Origin of the sequence: Pseudoalteromonas sp., from assembly GCF_036960685.1 — a bacterium.
Lineage (GTDB): Bacteria > Pseudomonadota > Gammaproteobacteria > Enterobacterales > Alteromonadaceae > Pseudoalteromonas.
This window is the reverse complement of sequence record NZ_JBALXK010000009.1, coordinates 39,806-57,181: the sequence shown is the minus strand read 5'-3', so window position 1 is coordinate 57,181 and position 17,376 is coordinate 39,806. Positions and strand designations below refer to the sequence as shown.

At 40.5% G+C, this 17,376-nt stretch carries 15 protein-coding genes and 5 tRNA genes; 5 read left to right on the top strand and 15 right to left on the bottom strand.

Annotation, left to right across the window (positions count from 1 at the left end):
* Positions 1-128: 128 nt before the first annotated feature.
* From tig to V7783_RS09500, 6 genes are all read right to left on the bottom strand, one after another.
* Complete coding sequence (gene tig / locus V7783_RS09525; RefSeq protein WP_182718146.1) at positions 129-1,433, bottom strand: trigger factor; 1,305 nt, start codon at positions 1,431-1,433, stop codon at positions 129-131.
* Positions 1,434-1,905: 472 nt separating this feature from the next.
* Positions 1,906-1,982 (bottom strand) — tRNA-Pro (locus V7783_RS09520).
* Positions 1,983-2,052: 70 nt separating this feature from the next.
* Positions 2,053-2,129, bottom strand: a tRNA-Pro gene (locus V7783_RS09515).
* Between the two features lie 18 nt (positions 2,130-2,147).
* Positions 2,148-2,223: transfer RNA gene (locus V7783_RS09510), tRNA-His, on the bottom strand.
* A gap of 24 nt (positions 2,224-2,247) precedes the next feature.
* Positions 2,248-2,324, bottom strand: a tRNA-Arg gene (locus tag V7783_RS09505).
* A 130-nt stretch (positions 2,325-2,454) separates the two neighbouring features.
* Positions 2,455-2,531, bottom strand: a tRNA-Pro gene (locus V7783_RS09500).
* A gap of 347 nt (positions 2,532-2,878) precedes the next feature.
* On the opposite strand from V7783_RS09500, the gene folD reads away from it, so the two are divergent.
* Entirely contained in the window at positions 2,879-3,733 is an 855-nt protein-coding gene (gene folD, locus V7783_RS09495) for a bifunctional methylenetetrahydrofolate dehydrogenase/methenyltetrahydrofolate cyclohydrolase FolD (protein WP_335678529.1), read from the top strand.
* Positions 3,734-3,812: 79 nt separating this feature from the next.
* Here the strand turns inward: folD and V7783_RS09490 are convergent, their stop codons facing one another.
* Positions 3,813-4,703 carry a DMT family transporter gene (locus V7783_RS09490; protein WP_335678528.1) on the bottom strand — a complete coding sequence of 297 codons (891 nt, stop codon included), beginning with the start codon at positions 4,701-4,703 and terminating at the stop codon, positions 3,813-3,815.
* Positions 4,704-4,826: 123 nt separating this feature from the next.
* Positions 4,827-6,206: a cysteine--tRNA ligase gene (gene cysS / locus V7783_RS09485; protein WP_335678527.1), complete on the bottom strand. Its 1,380-nt coding sequence runs from the start codon at positions 6,204-6,206 to the stop codon at positions 4,827-4,829.
* 150 nt (positions 6,207-6,356) lie between these two features.
* Here cysS and V7783_RS09480 point away from each other — a divergent pair, with 150 nt between their 5' ends.
* The 3 genes from V7783_RS09480 to V7783_RS09470 all read left to right on the top strand — a co-directional run bounded on the left by V7783_RS09480 (position 6,357) and on the right by V7783_RS09470 (position 8,535).
* On the top strand, positions 6,357-6,848 hold the full coding sequence (locus V7783_RS09480) for a peptidylprolyl isomerase (protein ID WP_335678526.1): 492 nt from the start codon (positions 6,357-6,359) through the stop codon (positions 6,846-6,848).
* A gap of 113 nt (positions 6,849-6,961) precedes the next feature.
* Positions 6,962-7,702 carry a UDP-2,3-diacylglucosamine diphosphatase gene (locus V7783_RS09475; RefSeq protein ID WP_335678525.1) on the top strand — a complete coding sequence of 247 codons (741 nt, stop codon included), beginning with the start codon at positions 6,962-6,964 and terminating at the stop codon, positions 7,700-7,702.
* A 47-nt stretch (positions 7,703-7,749) separates the two neighbouring features.
* Positions 7,750-8,535 (top strand): substrate-binding periplasmic protein, encoded by a 786-nt coding sequence (locus V7783_RS09470; protein ID WP_335678524.1) that lies wholly within the window; start codon positions 7,750-7,752, stop codon positions 8,533-8,535.
* Between the two features lie 28 nt (positions 8,536-8,563).
* Here the strand turns inward: V7783_RS09470 and V7783_RS09465 are convergent, their stop codons facing one another.
* The 4 genes from V7783_RS09465 to miaE form a co-directional block, all read right to left on the bottom strand.
* Positions 8,564-10,012: a sensor histidine kinase gene (locus V7783_RS09465; RefSeq protein ID WP_335678523.1), complete on the bottom strand. Its 1,449-nt coding sequence runs from the start codon at positions 10,010-10,012 to the stop codon at positions 8,564-8,566.
* Between the two features lie 30 nt (positions 10,013-10,042).
* Entirely contained in the window at positions 10,043-10,471 is a 429-nt protein-coding gene (locus tag V7783_RS09460) for a hypothetical protein (protein ID WP_335678522.1), read from the bottom strand.
* The gene (locus V7783_RS09455; RefSeq protein WP_335678521.1) at positions 10,472-12,697 is read right to left on the bottom strand and encodes a GGDEF/EAL domain-containing response regulator; all 2,226 of its coding nucleotides are present in this window, start codon (positions 12,695-12,697) and stop codon (positions 10,472-10,474) included. It lies immediately after the preceding gene.
* Positions 12,698-12,945: 248 nt separating this feature from the next.
* A complete protein-coding gene (miaE, locus tag V7783_RS09450; protein ID WP_335678520.1) occupies positions 12,946-13,704 on the bottom strand; it encodes a tRNA isopentenyl-2-thiomethyl-A-37 hydroxylase MiaE in 759 nt (252 codons plus the stop codon).
* Between the two features lie 211 nt (positions 13,705-13,915).
* On the opposite strand from miaE, the gene V7783_RS09445 reads away from it, so the two are divergent.
* Positions 13,916-14,515 carry a Yip1 family protein gene (locus V7783_RS09445; RefSeq protein ID WP_335678519.1) on the top strand — a complete coding sequence of 200 codons (600 nt, stop codon included), beginning with the start codon at positions 13,916-13,918 and terminating at the stop codon, positions 14,513-14,515.
* A 120-nt stretch (positions 14,516-14,635) separates the two neighbouring features.
* On the opposite strand, the gene purF is transcribed toward V7783_RS09445, so the two are convergent.
* The 3 genes from purF to V7783_RS09430 form a co-directional block, all read right to left on the bottom strand.
* Positions 14,636-16,162 carry an amidophosphoribosyltransferase gene (gene purF, locus V7783_RS09440; protein ID WP_335678518.1) on the bottom strand — a complete coding sequence of 509 codons (1,527 nt, stop codon included), beginning with the start codon at positions 16,160-16,162 and terminating at the stop codon, positions 14,636-14,638.
* 18 nt (positions 16,163-16,180) lie between these two features.
* Positions 16,181-16,675 carry a CvpA family protein gene (locus V7783_RS09435; RefSeq protein WP_016710222.1) on the bottom strand — a complete coding sequence of 165 codons (495 nt, stop codon included), beginning with the start codon at positions 16,673-16,675 and terminating at the stop codon, positions 16,181-16,183.
* A 61-nt stretch (positions 16,676-16,736) separates the two neighbouring features.
* Positions 16,737-17,372, bottom strand: a complete 636-nt coding sequence (locus tag V7783_RS09430; RefSeq protein ID WP_335678517.1) for an SPOR domain-containing protein — start codon at positions 17,370-17,372, stop codon at positions 16,737-16,739.
* Positions 17,373-17,376: the final 4 nt, after the last annotated feature.

Sequence of the window (17,376 nt, the reverse complement as noted above, 5' to 3'; positions counted from 1 at the left end):
TATAAGAAAAGCATAGTTATCTTTTTGGCAAAATTGAAGGCCACAAACTAAAATGGCTCGGGCACGCTGCATAAAACAGAGTAACACGAGCCATTTAATCGTTAGCGAGGGCTTAAGTCAATGACTTATTAAGCACCTTGCTGCGGATTCATGATGTCATCAAATGCTTTTTCAACGTCAGTTACATTTGCTTTAGCTAAAATAGCTTCAACAGCTTGCTCTTCCATTGCTACATTACGCATCTGCTGCATAAGTTGATCATTTGCTTTGTAGTATTCTACAACTTCAGTTGGATCTTCGTATGCTGAAGCCACTGTTGCAATTAACGCTTCAACTTTTGAATCATCAACTTTGATCTCGTTCGCTTTAATTACTTCACCTAATAATAGGCCAGTTTTAACGCGTGTTACAGCTTGCTCGTGGAACAATTCAGCTGGAAGCTCAGGCATGTTTTTAGCGTCGCCACCAAAACGTTGTGCAGCTTGCTGACGTAGTGCATCAATTTCTTGATCTACTAGCGCTTTAGGCACGTCGATTTCGTTGTTAGCTAAAAGACCTTTGATTGCTTGGTCTTTCACGTTCGCTTTAACCGCTTGGTCAAGTTCACGTGTCATGTTCTTTTTAACTTCTTCTTTAAGTGCGTCAACGCCGCCTTCAGTTACGCCAAATTTAGTTGCGAACTCTTCGCTTAATTCAGGTAGCTCTTGCGCTTCAACTTTCTTCACAGTGATTGTGAATTGAGCTGCTTTGCCTTTAAGGTTTTCAGCGTGGTAATCTTCAGGGAAAGTTACGTCAGAAACAACTTCTTCGCCTGCTTTTTTACCTACGATGTTATCTTCAAAACCTGGGATCATACGACCTTGGCCAAGTTCTAATGGGAAATCTTCAGCTTTACCGCCTTCGAACACTTCACCGTCGATAGTACCTACGAAATCAACCGTTACACGGTCTTTCTCGCCAGCAGCTGTGTCAACTTCAGCCCATGATGCATGTTGCTTACGAAGTGTTTCTAGCATGTTTGCTAAATCTTCGTCAGTCACTGATACAGCAGGTTTTTCTACAGCAATTTTATCTAAACCTTGAACTTCAACTTCAGGGTAAACTTCAAATGTTGCAGCAAATTCTAAATCTTTACCCGCTTCAAGTGCTTTAGGAGCAAATGTTGGTGCGCCAGCTGGGTTAATTTTTTCAGCTACGATTGCTTCGTAGAAGTTACGTTGCATTAATTCACCAGCTACTTCCTGACGAACTGCGCCACCGTAACGTTTGTTGATTACAGACGTTGGTACTTTACCTGGACGGAAACCATCAATACGCTGGGTTTTAGACAGTTGTTGTAAGCGTTTTTTTACTTCGGTCTCAACGTTCTCTGCAGGAACGGTGATGGTCAGACGGCGCTCAAGGCCTTGAGTCGTCTCAACAGAAACTTGCATGATATACCTCAATCTTCAATTTTGGCGACTGTTCGCCTTCCTTACAAACACGGTGATCACTATGCGGTTTGGTACGTTTGAAGTCATTTAAACAACTTTTCTACGCCATATTCACTATAAGATACCAATGCTGCTCTGCCCTTCGGGCACTATGTTAAACAATAGACGCGGCATTATAACCTAATATTTATGATAGTCGAGTGTAGGGGGCAATTATTTGGTCAGATCACGGATTATAGCAGTTGACTGGGTGAAAAGTAGGCGGTTGTGCTATCAGCTATCAGCTATCAGCTATCAGCTATCAGCTATCAGCTATCAGCTATCAGCTATCAGCTATCAGCTATCAGCTATCCGCTATCAGCTATCAGCTATCAGCTATCAGCTATCAGGAAAAGAATAATGAAACTTTGAGTTAATAAACAATCTTTATAGATGTTAGATGTTAGATGTTACTTATTAGATGCTGAGAAAGTGGTCGGCGATGCAGGATTTGAACCTGCGACCCCTTGGACCCAAACCAAGTGCGCTACCAAACTGCGCTAATCGCCGATATTGAAGACTAAACTTCATATTTCTATTGAATACTTAAATTTTGATTTTAAGACCACTTTTGAGAAAGTGGTCGGCGATGCAGGATTTGAACCTGCGACCCCTTGGACCCAAACCAAGTGCGCTACCAAACTGCGCTAATCGCCGATATTCTTTTTTTGTAAATGGGGTGACTGATGGGGCTCGAACCCACGACAACCGGAATCACAATCCGGGGCTCTACCAACTGAGCTACAACCACCACTGTACTTACATGTTTTCAAAATGGCGCACCCAGAAGGATTCGAACCTTCGACCGACGCCTTAGAAGGGCGTTGCTCTATCCAGCTGAGCTATGGGCGCATCGAAAACTTCATAGCGAACCAATAAGCTTCTCTTTTAATTAAAAAAAGTGGCTAGCGTTTCAGATTTAAACCTGAGACTGCATGAGATATACCCAGACCAACTATCACTATTTTTATCATTAAGAAAGTGGTCGGCGATGCAGGATTTGAACCTGCGACCCCTTGGACCCAAACCAAGTGCGCTACCAAACTGCGCTAATCGCCGATGCTTACTATTGTCTGCGAGTGACCTCGTTGACAACGGGGTGCATAATAGTGATTTGACCGAGTCAGGTCAAACCTTTTTTTAAGAAAATAAATCAATCGGTCATTTTTAGTTCATAATGGCTAAATAATGTAAAAACAAGCTAAAATTTCAACTCTTTTATAGAATTAGCGGCTATATCAGAAAAGCAACTTGGCGCTTTAACGCTTTTCTGCGAAAATAGTGGGCAGATTAAAAACGAGTAATAGAGAACATATTCTTTATTAGCATGATTACCCCTATTTTTGTATGCATTCGTTTTTTAAAGTATCGGTATTAAGTTAACTAACCCCAATTAAAGGTCACCCATGACGGCAAACATCATCGATGGTAAGGCAATAGCTAAACAAGTACGCAGTGCGGTAGCACAACGAGTAACTGAACGTGTTGCAAATGGTCTACGCGCGCCAGGACTTGCAGTAGTACTTGTAGGGCAAGATCCTGCAAGCCAAGTATACGTAGGTTCTAAACGTAAAGCCTGTGAAGAAGTTGGTTTTGTATCAAAATCATTTGATTTACCTATAGATACAAATGAACAGACATTATTAGATTTAATCGATGAGCTAAACGTTGACCAAGAAGTTGATGGGATTTTAGTTCAACTACCATTACCTGCAGGCCTTGATGCTGAGAAAATTCTTGAGCGTATTACCCCACTTAAAGATGTAGATGGCTTTCACCCTTATAATATTGGCCGCCTCGCGCAGCGTATGCCTGCTCTTCGCCCATGTACACCAAAGGGGATCATTACATTACTGGATTCAACCGGCGTAAAATACAAAGGCATGCATGCCGTTGTGGTCGGTGCTTCAAATATTGTTGGTCGCCCTATGGCACTTGAACTATTACTTGCTGGTTGCACTACCACGGTGTGTCATAAATTTACCCAAGATTTAGAAACTCATGTGCGCCGTGCTGACTTACTGGTAGTCGCGGTAGGTAAGCCTGAATTTATTCCAGGTGATTGGGTTAAAGAAGGCGCGATAGTCATTGATGTAGGGATTAACCGCTTAGATACCGGTAAACTTGTTGGTGATGTGCAATACGATGTTGCAGAACAAAAAGCACACTTTATTACTCCAGTGCCAGGTGGCGTTGGTCCAATGACAGTGGCAAGCTTAATTGAAAACACCCTTGAAGCCTGTGAAAAATATCATAGCTAAAAGCCATTAATTTTTGCTTTTATTAATATTAAAAGGGTTGCTGATCAGCAACCCTTTGTTGTTAAGAAAAACAGCTTTGTTAGGCTATTTTTGCTGAGCGCTGGTGCCGTGTTAGTTTTAACAATTGCGGTAGCACAGAGAAAAAAATCATTAACGCCATGAGCGTGTATTGCCACGGTTGATATTGCTCGCCCAATAACACCACTGCGCAAATAATTCCTGCAATTGGGTTTGCTATAGTGCCAAACGTAAATTCAACCACCGTCATTCGCCCAAGTAACCAAACATATAGTGCATAAGCAAGCGCAGTATTAGGCACAACTAACCAAAAAAGTACAAACCATTGGCTTGGTGTAAACGCTTTAGCGAGGACCTGGTAAGCTTGTGGCTCAATATAAAACGCTTGTACTGCTGCGGCAATTAGCAACACTCCACCACCTAGAATGAGTTGCCAAGTTAGTACTGTCCACCAATGAATATGTGTGGTGATCTTTTGTACCAAAGTACTGCCAATCACTATTGTTAATAATGCCCCTATCAACGCAGCAATACCTAACATATTGACTGCAACGTGCTGTGGATCGAATAGCCGCCACGCCAAATAAACTAATGTTAACGCACACATAGATTGTAATAGCGCAGGCCGTTGCCCTTTAAACAACCATGCATACAATAAAGCAACAACAGGCACTGATACCATACCCACCCCAGCAATTGCAGCAGGCAAATTAATCGCCATCACAAAAATAAAACTAAAAAATAAAGCGATATTGACTAAAGCTAATAATATCAAACCTCGCCATTGGTTACGTTTTGGCCACGTTGGCTTGATAAGTAATAATAGTAAACCAGCGGGTAATGCCCGTATTGCACCGAGTAAAACGGGCGGCCAATCTGGTGTTGCATATTTTGTTACCGCATAGGTGGTACCCCATAGAAATGCGGGGATCATAGCAAGAAGAATATTCATTTCATTCCTTTAATAAATTAAGAAATGCAAACATAAAACCTCAAGCTAAGTTGAGGTCAATATACAAAAAATAAAAAAGGTCGCCAATTTGGCAACCTTTTTTAACTTTTTTAACGAATAGACTTACGCTTTACGCCAGGTTGTTTTACCGGCAGAGTCTTCAAGCACTACACCTAATGCGTTAAGTGCATCGCGAGCTTCATCGGCGGCAGCCCAGTCTTTACTTGTTCGCGCTTCATTACGCTTAACGATTAATGCTTCAATTTCTGCCACTTCGTCATCTGCTTGACCGCCTTGTAAGAAGGCCCCTGGTGCTTGTTGTGCAACCCCTAATACTTCACCAAGGCTGCGCAGTACAAATGCTAATTTACTTGCATGCTCTGCATCAGTGTCTTTTACACGGTTCAGCTCTTTGGCTAATTCAAACAACACCGGTAATGCTTCTGGCGTATTAAAATCATCGTTCATGGCTTTTCTAAACTTAGCCACATAGTCGTTGCCGTCAAGCTCACACGCGATAGGTTCAACACCACGCAGTGCAGTATAAATACGTTCAAGTGAAGAACGGGCTTGGTCTAAATTCTCTTGCGAGTAATTTAGCTGACTACGGTAATGGCCTGAGATCAAAAAGTAGCGTACTGATTCAGCATCATACTCTTTAAGCACATCACGCACGGTAAAAAAGTTATCTAATGATTTAGACATTTTTTCTTTATTTACCTGCACCATACCTGTGTGGATCCAGGTATTTACATACTTACCGTTATTTGCACAGCATGATTGCGCAATTTCATTTTCATGGTGTGGAAACTGTAAGTCTGAACCACCACCGTGAATATCAAAATGCTCTCCAAGATGCTTTGAACTCATTGCCGAACATTCGATATGCCAACCAGGGCGACCTTCGCCCCAAGGAGAAGACCACGATGGCTCACCCGCTTTGGCTTTTTTCCACAATACAAAATCAAGCGGATCATCTTTGTCCTGTGCCACTTCAATACGCGAGCCCGCTTGCAACATAGTTAGGTCTTGTTGAGAAAGCGCACCGTATTGCTCAAACGTCGATACGTCAAACAACACATCGCCATCAGCGGCTACATAAGCATGGCCTTTAGTAACAAGGCGTTCAACCATTTCGATAATTTCATCCATGTGGCCTGTCACTGTCGGTTCAATATCAGGGCGAAGCATATTGAGATTATCAAAATCTTCATGCATTGCTTTAGTCATACGTACGGTTAAATCATTGATCGCTTCGCCATTTTCATTAGCTCGCTTGATGATTTTATCGTCTACATCAGTGATATTGCGCACATACTTTAAATCATAACCAACGTGGCGCAGGTAACGAACAATCACGTCAAAGCTTACAAATGTACGTGCATGACCAATATGACAAAAATCATAAATGGTGATACCACACACATACATGTCGATTTTGCCATCGACCATAGGTTTAAATTGCTCTTTTTGACGCGTGAGTGTGTTGTATATATTTACCATTTACTATAAGTCCTTGACTGTTTGCTTGATTGACTATGTTAACACTTGAAAAGCCCCTGCTCTAGCGCTTTATCAATTGAATAAGCACTTTGTTAATCTTAGCTAACTAAGATAAAATAGCGCCAATTAATTCAGCTAATAGGAAACCTCATGGTTGTTCTACACACAAATTTTGGTGATATCACCATTAACATGCACAAAACCGAAGCGCCAAACACAGTTAAAAACTTTTTACAGTATGCAAATGCAGGTTTTTATGACGGCACTATTTTCCACCGTGTAATTGACGGCTTCATGGTACAAGGCGGCGGTTTTGAGCCTGGTATGACGCAAAAAGAAGTACATGACCCTATTCAAAACGAAGCAAACAATGGCCTTTCAAATAACAAAGGTACATTGGCAATGGCACGTACGCCGGATCCACATTCAGCTACTGCACAGTTTTTCATTAACGTGAACGACAATGACTTCTTAAACTTTAGCAGTGAAACTTCACAAGGCTGGGGTTACTGCGTATTTGCTGAAGTTGTAGAAGGCATGGACGTAGTTGAGAAAATTAAAGCCGTTGCTACTGGCAGCACAGGCTTTCATCAAGATGTACCGCTTGATGACGTTATCATCAAAAGCGTAACTGTAGACTAAGTTAGCTTTGTGCTCACTTAGTCTCAAGCTCGCGAATTGGGGCTGGTGGGTATATTATAAAGCGGATGTAGTTATCCGCTTTTTTGTTTCTTCGTTATTAACCACGAGTCCTCATGCGCCAAACATACTTTATTGCCGATCTTCATTTAAGTGAAAACCGTCCAGATATTACGACGGCATTTTTTCAGTTTTTAGAAGCTCATATTCTTGATCAAGATGTTGATGCACTTTACATCTTAGGTGATTTTTTTGAAGTATGGGTAGGCGATGACTATGTCACAGAACTCTCAACAGAAGTTGCAAAGCATTTAAAAGCAGTGCGAGACAATGGCACACCGGTTTACTTTGTATACGGTAACCGTGATTTTATTATGCGCGATAAATACGCCAAACAAGCTGGTATGACTTTATTACCAGAACAGCTGGTGATTGATTTGTATGGCACACCAACAGTTATATTACATGGCGATGAAATGTGTACTCAAGATATTGAGTATCAAAAGTTTCGCAAAAAAGCCCGTGGTTGGTGGTGGCCAAGATTAATGTTGGCTATGCCGCTGTGGTATCGTCGTAAAGTAGCGCAAAACGCCCGAGAAAAATCAAAAATGAACCAAGCTGGCAAAGCGTTAGAGATTTTAGATGTGACCGAGCAGGCTGTTCTTGATGTTTTTGCCAAACATCAAGTAACTAATATGATCCACGGACACACCCACAGGCCCGATGTTCATCATTATCAAGTAAACAATAAAACCCTCACTCGCACGGTGCTTGGTGATTGGTACGACCAAGGCTCTTATTTAGTGGTTAACACCCAAACACAAACCCTAGTTAATAAGCCATTCGCACAAATCTAAATAATTAGCTACGCTTACAATATTGTCAGTTGCAAACACGGGCTACAATGTTAAAACGTTGCTTCATACTAGTTTGGCTACTTTATACAAGCCATGTACACAGCCAAGATAAATGGCTTTTTGTTACTGAGCCTTTCCCTCCCTACTTTGCTGAGCAACTGCCACAACAAGGTTGGTTAGCTGATATTGTGATCAGTGCATTAGCCACTCAAAAGGTTATGGTCGATATTGAATATACAACCTGGGGACGTGCCATCAAGCTACTTGAGCGAAATAAACGAACTGCGGTTCTAGGTGCTTACTTTAGTCCCGAGCGAGAGAAAACCTTCTATTATTCTCGACCACTAGCACGTTCATTCACTGGGTTATTTAAACGAAAAGACAGTGAAATACATTACGATGGTACACTGACTTCTTTATTACCTTACAGTATAAGCATAGGCAGCGATTACATTGTCAGCGATGACTTTAGCACACAACCGGATTTAGCGATTACAGAGACCCAAGATTTGCTCAGCAGCTTACGTATCTTACAGCTTGGACGTGTGGATTTGGTCGCTGGTACTAAAGAAGTAGGTGAGTATTGGTTGAAAAATAACGTCAACTTACAAACTAATAGCAACGCTGATATTGAATATATTGAGCCACATTTAGCTTATCATCATCTTTACATTATTTTTTCTAAGTCTTCTGTACATAGTAAACAGCAGCTTGCCCAGCTTGAAGCTGGCTTAACAACTATAATTATCAATGGTGAAGCAGCTAACGTTCTAGCAAGCCACGGTTTTTCAGAAACTGAGCAAAAGCAATACCTAGAATTTTTAAAGCGTTAATAGCTCAACACGAACCCTTTCATTACAATTAAATCGTCGAAATATCTATAGGTAACAATATTTCAAATTGAGTTGTCATCTCATCTGGCAAATGCTTGTTTTGAACTAAATGCATACGGCCTTGCAAAATTTTCGTCACCCATTGATGGACCATATAGAGCCCTAAACCAGTATGTCCATCCTTACGACCTGTGGTAACAAAAGGGTCGAATAAGTTATCAATTAAACTGCTATCAATCCCTTTACCATTATCAGCAACCGTAATACAGACAATATCTTTTCCTAAATTGACCGCGCGTACTTGAATAACTCCCGACTCACCTTCAGCAAATGCATGCTCAATAGCATTCAAAATCAAATTCTCGATAATCTGCGAAATAATTCCGGGACGACTCATAAGCAATAACGTTACATCTAAGTGCTTTTGAACATCAATTCTAGTGGCTTTAAAACGAGGCGATAAACTAAAAAATAAGTCATCAACTATTTTATTAATATCGCAACTGACCAGTTGGTCGCTTGCCCTATCTATCGCCATTCGTTTAAAGCTTTTAATATGTTGTACTGCTTTATCTAAATTGATTCGAGTAAGCTGCAAATTATCATCCATAGATATGAGGCTTTGCGTTAAAAATGTTTTAGTGACGCCGCTGTCTATTTGCTCTTGCAGCTTTTTACTAATGGCTTGGGTATTAGAGGTAGCAATAACCGCCCCGCCAACAGGTGTATTCATTTCATGTGCTATACCGGCGACCATCATACCCAATGATGATAACTTTTGAGCTTCGACCAAATCATCTTGCAACTGTTGTTGTTGAGTTACATACTTTTTTAACTGTTTATTAGCAGCAGTGAGTTCCAATTGCTCACCCTTAAGCAGTATAGATGCGTTTAATAGCTTTAACTGAAAACGATAGTCACGATATAAATATGCGCCACTAAAAAGTAATAAAATAAAGCTGCATATAAATCCATACATTAATGCCTGATTAAAAGCAGAATCAAAAACATGTACCGCGCTACCCGCCAAAATAATAATATGGTTATCTTGTGCCAAAGATGAATTACTGGTGAAAGTCGCCAACTTAAAAAAGCTCATGAGTGCATCTTCAGAAAAAGACACTATCTTTTCAGCGGCAGAATTATTGATCTTAGCCCATAACGCCGGTGATTCTACCGCTAATGTCTGCTCGTGGAGGCTTAACATGAACCCCCACTCTTTGTCGCGTTGCTTATTTAGCAACCAATAACCATTAGAGTTTAAAACTTGCAACTGGGTTAAGGGCTCAATACTAGCTCTGAGCTGAGTGAACAGTTCAGATAAATCGAAATTGACCACTAATAATCCATTAACTAAATGATCTTCAGCTAATGTACGGTATGTCACACGGATTGTCGGTTGGTATGGGTCCACAATCACTTGATGTTCAATATTTAGATCTAACGCTGATGTATATATATCCGGAGGACTTACCAATATACCTTGCTGAAAATAATACCGAGATAATTAATTTTGCAGCTCATTTCGCGCTACTACCTCATAATTACCTTTAGTAAAATTAACTCGGTACTGCTCTTGTCCTTCGGTATCCAACCAACGTATTTGCGATATATTCCCCGCGGCTTGGCCAAAATCAATAAAGTACTGTTTTAACTGCTCCACTTGCCAGTCATCATCCATGGGCTCAGTTCTTCTAAGCGCTTGATTGGATACAAGCAACTTAACTAATTTTCGAATATTGCCTAACTCTTTACTAAACGCCGTATTTGCATAAATAATACTTTGCTCTTGCGACTGCCTTATTTTCGTTAAATCGTGCTGGTAAGATAGGTGGAACACCAACCAACTAACCAATAATGTGATTAGACAAACAAAACTAAATTTAATAATCGCTCTGTGCGTTATAACGCTGACTTGTTGTTTATTTAATTCCATTTACTGACGGCCATAGTAAGATTCTAACCAACTAAGTACGTCATCAATAAACATCGGTTTTGCGTATAAGTAGCCTTGGCCTTTATTACAGCCAATTGACGCTAGCCAATCATGTTCAAACTCTGTCTCTACACCTTCTGCAATCACCTCAAAATTAAACTTATCAGCAAGCATAATAATCATTTCAATGATGTGCTCACTCGATTTGTTTGTTCGTAAGTTACTTACAAAACACCGATCTATTTTTATCGCATGAGCTGGGATTTCAGCAATATGTGCCAGTGATGAATAGCCAGTGCCAAAATCATCGATACTTATTTTTAAGCCAAGATCTGCGAACCGTTGTAGGCACCGATTAATTTTCTCATAATTATAAATTGCTTGTGTTTCAGTTACTTCTAATTCAAGCAAGTGCGGATTAACGTGCTGACTTGCTATTTTTTCGGCTATATCATCAAAATAGCTTTGTGATAATAAATCATACGTGGAGGCATTAAAGGAAATAGGTAACTCAAACCCCGCAATGCGAAGCGTGTTTATCGCAATTAAGATTTGATCGAATATTTGTTTATCCAAAACGTTAATCAAACCCGCTGTCTCTGCTAACTCTATAAACTCATCAGGCCTAACAAAGCTGCCATCTTCAAGTTGCCAACGTGCTAAAGCTTCAAAACCAACTGGTTCTCTTGTTTGTAAATCAACCTTTGGTTGCAACGCAATGGTAAGCTGTTGTTTTCTGATGGCTGTACGTAATTGTTGTAACAGCGTGTAACGACGTGTTAATGCTTGGCTATCATGACTGGTAAAGCGGATAAACTCAGCAGCTTTAGATTTGTCGTCATTTAATGTTGATTCCGCCAAATTAAATATTTGTGCAGGTGTATTCTGCGCAACATAACTTAAATCCACAGCTAAAACTTTCACATCTAATAACTGGGTAACCCCGTCAACTTTAAATGTTTGTCGTATTAATCCATTGATAACTTGTTGGCTAAATTGAATGTCATTGGCAATTAATACTCCCAAAGCATCTTTATTGAACAACGCAATGCGTGGCTGATTGCCTGCAAACTGCTGCCTTATATTACGCTGTAAGCTTTTTACCAATTTTTTGCAGTAATCAAACCCAAAACTGAATAATTTTTCATCATACTGAAGTATTTCAAATACTAATAGCTGGGTTGCTTGTTGCTCAACGGTGTTCATATTTTCGATTTCACGTTGCAGCCAATTACGATTAGGCATATTCAAGGTCACATCGGCATAAGCTAACTCTGTCAGGCGATTTAATAGAGCAATATTTGAGAACCCCGTACTCACATTTTCACTAAATACCCTGAGTAAATAAATGTTTTGTTCATCTATTGGGTTGACCGACTTAACGATGGTTATATAGTGATTGATATCTATATCATGGGTATCAAAATAAAAAACCGAGTAATGAGAAGTAAAGACATGTTGCTTGGTTTTTATTGCAGTCTGTACATCTAGATAAACCTGCTCCTCAATTATATCTTGAGTCAAGTTTCGCCCTACAATATTTTTAAAGCAACCACTGGTGCTAATTACCTCAGGGACCGCCGCCGATTGACTATTACCAGAGCACAATACCCCACCGCCTTCAGATATTTTCAGTATTTTACCTATTTCCTCTAACACCGCCTGTGAAAAGGAGCGAAGATCATGTTTACTGCTAATACTTCTTGCCGCATCAAGAACCAGCTGCAAGCCGTTTTTAGCATTAGAGATTTGTGCAATATAATTATAAGTTCTTAAATTACTGGTGACGATTGATTGCAGTTTTTCGATATTAATATCTGACTTGTTCCAATACTCATCAATGTCTAATGACTCCATAACTTGGCGTTCAGGCGCAAAACTTGGTTGGCCAGTTAATAGTACAATTCGCATCTCACCATTGCCGATAACATTACGAATGGTATCAACTAGTCGCAAACCTGAGTCATCCTCTTCCATTACAACATCAATAAAAACGAGGGCGATATCTTTGTGGATAGATAAAATAGAGGCCGCTTCGGCCACAGACTGAGCGGTTAATAATTCTAATTGGTAATCACCGTCTATTGAAATGGCCTTGAAACTATTCAGTAATGCACTCTGGTAATTATGATCGTCTTCAACGGTGAGGATTTTCCAACATTGTTGTTTTTTTTCTGTTTGAGTCGTCTCTTGGGCAAACTTAAAATGAGGCTCACTCGTGACCATAAAATTCTCCATGACTAACCGAAAATAAAAACGTGCAGTATTTCCTATTACTAAAACAATAGCCCATAGCTCGAACTTATGACAAAATTTTCCGTCAAATAGTCTTAAAATCACAATAAAAGATGAGGTTATATAATTAGATTTGCAAAAAAGGGGAAGTGAAGCATGACAATGAAGGTAATGATATAAACCTGAACACTCGCTCCAATGCTTTATCAAGCCGGTTCAGGTTAGATAATAGATAACAGTTAAACAGGTACCCCACTGTGGAACTTAAAATCGGTGTCTGGTGTAGCAATCAATTCAGCTTCAATATCGCCAAAAAACGTCACCCGCTCACTAATATCAAAACCAGCAATTTCTTGAGCAAGCGTTAGATAATCTTGGAAATGGCGCGCTTCTGAGCGAAGTAATGAGATATAAAAATCGCCTAAGCGTTTATCTACATGGGGCGCAAGCTTTGCAAAACGTTCACACGAGCGCGCTTCGATGTAAGCACCCACTATGAGCTTATCTACTAGCGCATCAGGCTCAAAGGTTTTTACATGCCTGAGCATGCCTTTAGCGTAACGACACGGAGTAATATTTTGATACTCAACACCGTATTCATCCATAATTTCTAATACTTGATAAAAATGGTGCAACTCTTCTTTGATCAGCATCACCATCTTATCAACCAAATCTTGCCCATAAGCTGAATCAGATTTTGGGATCACGGCTTTAGTCAGTTTATTTTTCGCCGCAAGATCGCGCCAATTCCCTTCCCGCTTATAAATAAGTGTTTCAAATGGCTTAAGCCACTCAAGCAATGCGTCACTGCTGTCTTTATCAACGGCATATTTACGAATCAAAAACATTGCCGACTGCGCGGCCTTAAGCTCACAAATCAGATGATCAATTAAAATAACCGCGAGGTTTTCCTTTTTAACGGCTTCCTCAATCCATGCTTGAGGCGTTTCGCAAATAAGAAACTCATTGATTGGTTGTAAAAGTTGGCTGTATGGCACGGGTTAAGCTGCTCATTAAAATTAAATTCATTGAACGATTATTTTACCACGAAACCATCGAGAGAATAAAACCAAGCTAAATTTTAATGTGGTTATGCCTATATATTTTTCACAGAGCGGTTGCTTGACAAGGCCCCACAACTGAACCATAACTTAATACAAGCTGTATAAAAATAAAACAGCGTCTACTTCCTTTTATGGGGCACACACTATGATATTAAACCATTTATGGGGCATTTATGCTCATCCACTCGAAGAGTGGCAAACAATTGATAATCGTCACGAAAGCTTGACCTATAGCCTTTCGCATATATTACTGATCGCGTTATTTCCTTCAGCAATGGGCTATTATTCGTCCGTTTATTTAGGCTGGAGCATCGGGGCTGGTAATCCAGTATTTTTAACTCATGATAGTGCACTATTAATTGCAGCAGCGATGTATGCGGCTTTAATTGTCGGTGTATTTGCGTTGGCTTATTTAGCGCATTGGATGGCGGTAACATTTGGCGCTGAGCCTACCTTTACCCAAACGCTAGAACTTGCTGCCTACACTTCAACACCGGTATTTATGTCTGCACTGGCGGCATTTTGGCCAGAGTTATGGTTTGTGGTCTGTGCAGGTATGGTTGCCTTAGCTTATTCAGTTTATTTATTGTATACGGGAGTACCAATTTTAATGCACATACCGCAGGAGCGTGGCTTTATTTATGCAAGTTCAGTGGTAACCTGCGGATTGATTTTGTTGGTGATTATTTTAGCTGTCACCGCCATATTGTGGACCAATGGTATTGTAAGTCCTAGTTTTACATAATTCCTAGTTTCACGTTAGCAGCTGTAAAATGTAGTAAAAAGTAGTGTTATTATTTCTTTCCTTCACAAAAAAGGAGCTTAATATAGCTCCTTTTTTTATGTCTAGAATTTAACGAAAGCGTTAATCCGAACCATTTTCTTCTTGGTTATGTAACTCTAAACCAGAAGACATTGCACTTTCACGGCTACTTTTTGCTGAGTCATTGCGTAGTTGTTCGATGCGATTTAAGTAATCTTGGTCAATTCCGCCAGTAATATACTGGCCGTCAAATACTGACGTTTCAAAGCGTGTGATCTCTGGGTTTTCTTGCGATACCGCAGCAATCAAATCAGGCAATGATTGGAAAATCAAACCATCAGCACCAATGCTTGCATTGATGTCTTCAACTTCGCGACCATGAGCAATCAACTCCGCAGCTGATGGCATATCGATACCATAAACGTTCGGGAAGCGAATTTCTGGTGCCGCAGAGGCAAAATAAACGTTTTTAGCGCCAGACTCACGAGCCATTTCAACGATTTGAGCTGAGGTAGTACCACGTACAATTGAGTCATCCACTAATAATACGTTTTTACCTTTGAACTCACGGTCAATCGCATTAAGCTTTTGACGCACTGACTTTTTACGCATTTCTTGGCCAGGCATGATAAACGTGCGACCAATGTAACGGTTTTTAACAAAGCCTTGACGGTACGGTAAATCAAGTACGCGGGCAATTTCCAGTGCAACATCACATGATGTTTCAGGAATTGGAATAACTACATCAATGTCTTTGTCAGCCCATTCACGTGCTATTTTCTCACCTAATTTAGTACCCATATTAACGCGAGTGGCGTAAACAGACATACGGTCAATGTTTGAATCTGGACGTGCGAAATAAACAAACTCAAAAATACACGGTGAGTAAGACGCTTTATCAGCACAGGCTTGTGAATAAAACTCACCGGCTTCAGTTACATAAATTGCTTCACCTGGGGCTACATCGCGGACAAATTCAAAACCGTCGGTTTTAAGTGCCACACTTTCAGAAGCAAACATGTACTCAGTACCGTGTGCGGTTTCACGCTTACCAAATACTAATGGACGAATGCCATTTGGATCGCGAAACGCAACAATACCGTGGCCAATAACCATCGCAATAGTTGCATAACCACCTTGAACTTTATTGATAACTTCAGTAATGCCGTTAAAAATATCTTCTGGGTCAAGCTTTAGTTTGTTTGGTTTACTTAATTCATGAGCCATGATGTTAAGTAAGATTTCAGAATCTGACGTTGTGTTAACGTGGCGACGTGCTTCACAGAACAATTGCTCTTTAAGCTGCTCTGCATTAGTTAAGTTACCATTGTGTGCTAAAGCAATACCGAACGGTGAGTTAACATAGAACGGTTGTGCTTCTGACGAGCTAGACGAACCAGCAGTCGGGTAGCGTACATGACCGATACCAATAGTACCTTGTAAGCGCTTCATATGGCGGGTGTGAAATACATCTTTCACTAAGCCATTCGCTTTACGTAAACTAAAGGTGTTGTTTTCAATGGTAATGATGCCCGCAGCATCTTGGCCACGGTGTTGCAAAACAGTTAAGCCATCATAAATCGCCTGATTTACAGGAGATGTTCCGACTATTCCAACGATACCACACATGAAATTTTTCCTCGCCGATTAACGGTTGACCGAATTTAAAAAGCTTGAATTGTTTTCGAGGTATGAAAAAAACCACTCAACAACAAAGCCAAATTCTGGGATCAAAATAGAGTTACCCCACCAGTGCGTATTGGGTGCACCAGTAAAAGCATCAAGAAAGAAGAGTAACGCGCTCACGACCAACACGCCACGAAGTGCACCAAAGACAATGCCAAAAACACGGTCTGTGCCAGATAAGCCAGTACGATGTACCAGTTCACCCAGCAGGTAGTTTAACAATCCGCCTAACAATAGCGTCGCAAAGAATAATATGGCAATGGCCGCTGCATTTCTTAAAAGGGGTTCAGAAATACTGGTTAGGAAGGAAGCTAAATATTGGTAAAACAAACTAGATATGATGAATGCACCTGCCCATACAGCTAAAGACATTGCTTCTTTTATAAAGCCACGAATTAAACCTATGATAGTAGACAGTGCAATAATGCCAAGTATGGCGTAATCAACCCAGATCATAATAACCAACTAGTCGTTAATTTGGGGCGCATTCTATAAGAGGTCGACACTAAATGCCAGATCATTTTGTTACTTCAAATTGGGTAACTTTACCATTGAGTTTAGTAAGCGCTTTTAATTCAGGGAGTTTGCTCTCAAGCTCCGCCTTATTAAGCGACGGACCCACAAAAACTTTGGTTAAAGTGCCGTTGGGTGTTTTAACTGGACGAGTAAAGGTTTTAAACCCTTTATCACTAAGTTTCGCCTGTAACGATTTAACGTTTGCGGCGTGTGAAAAACTTCCCAGCTGAATTACATAAGCCATTTTAGATAAGTTTTCTTCAGGCTTACGCACGGGCTCTGGTTGCTTTTCAACAGCGTGTGGTTTTGCTGTGGCAGCCACTTGGTTAGTGGAAGCTTCAACAACCTGTTGTTCTGCTGGCGCTGATTCCACGACTACCTCAGCTGCACTGGTGAGCAGCTCATCATCTGCTGAAATATCTTCCTCAGCTTCTGCTTTTGGCTGCTGTGCGTTGGCCACTTGGTCATCTATCGCATCTTGAAGATCGATAGTTTTGAACTCAGGACGTTCAGGAATGGCTTTAAAGCCTTCTTTGTAATGTACTTTTTCGCCATCGAGAATGTTAGGAATAAACACGATAGCTGCAATCACCACAATAGTTGTGCCGACTAAACGATTTATAAAGCCTGAGTTCACCAGA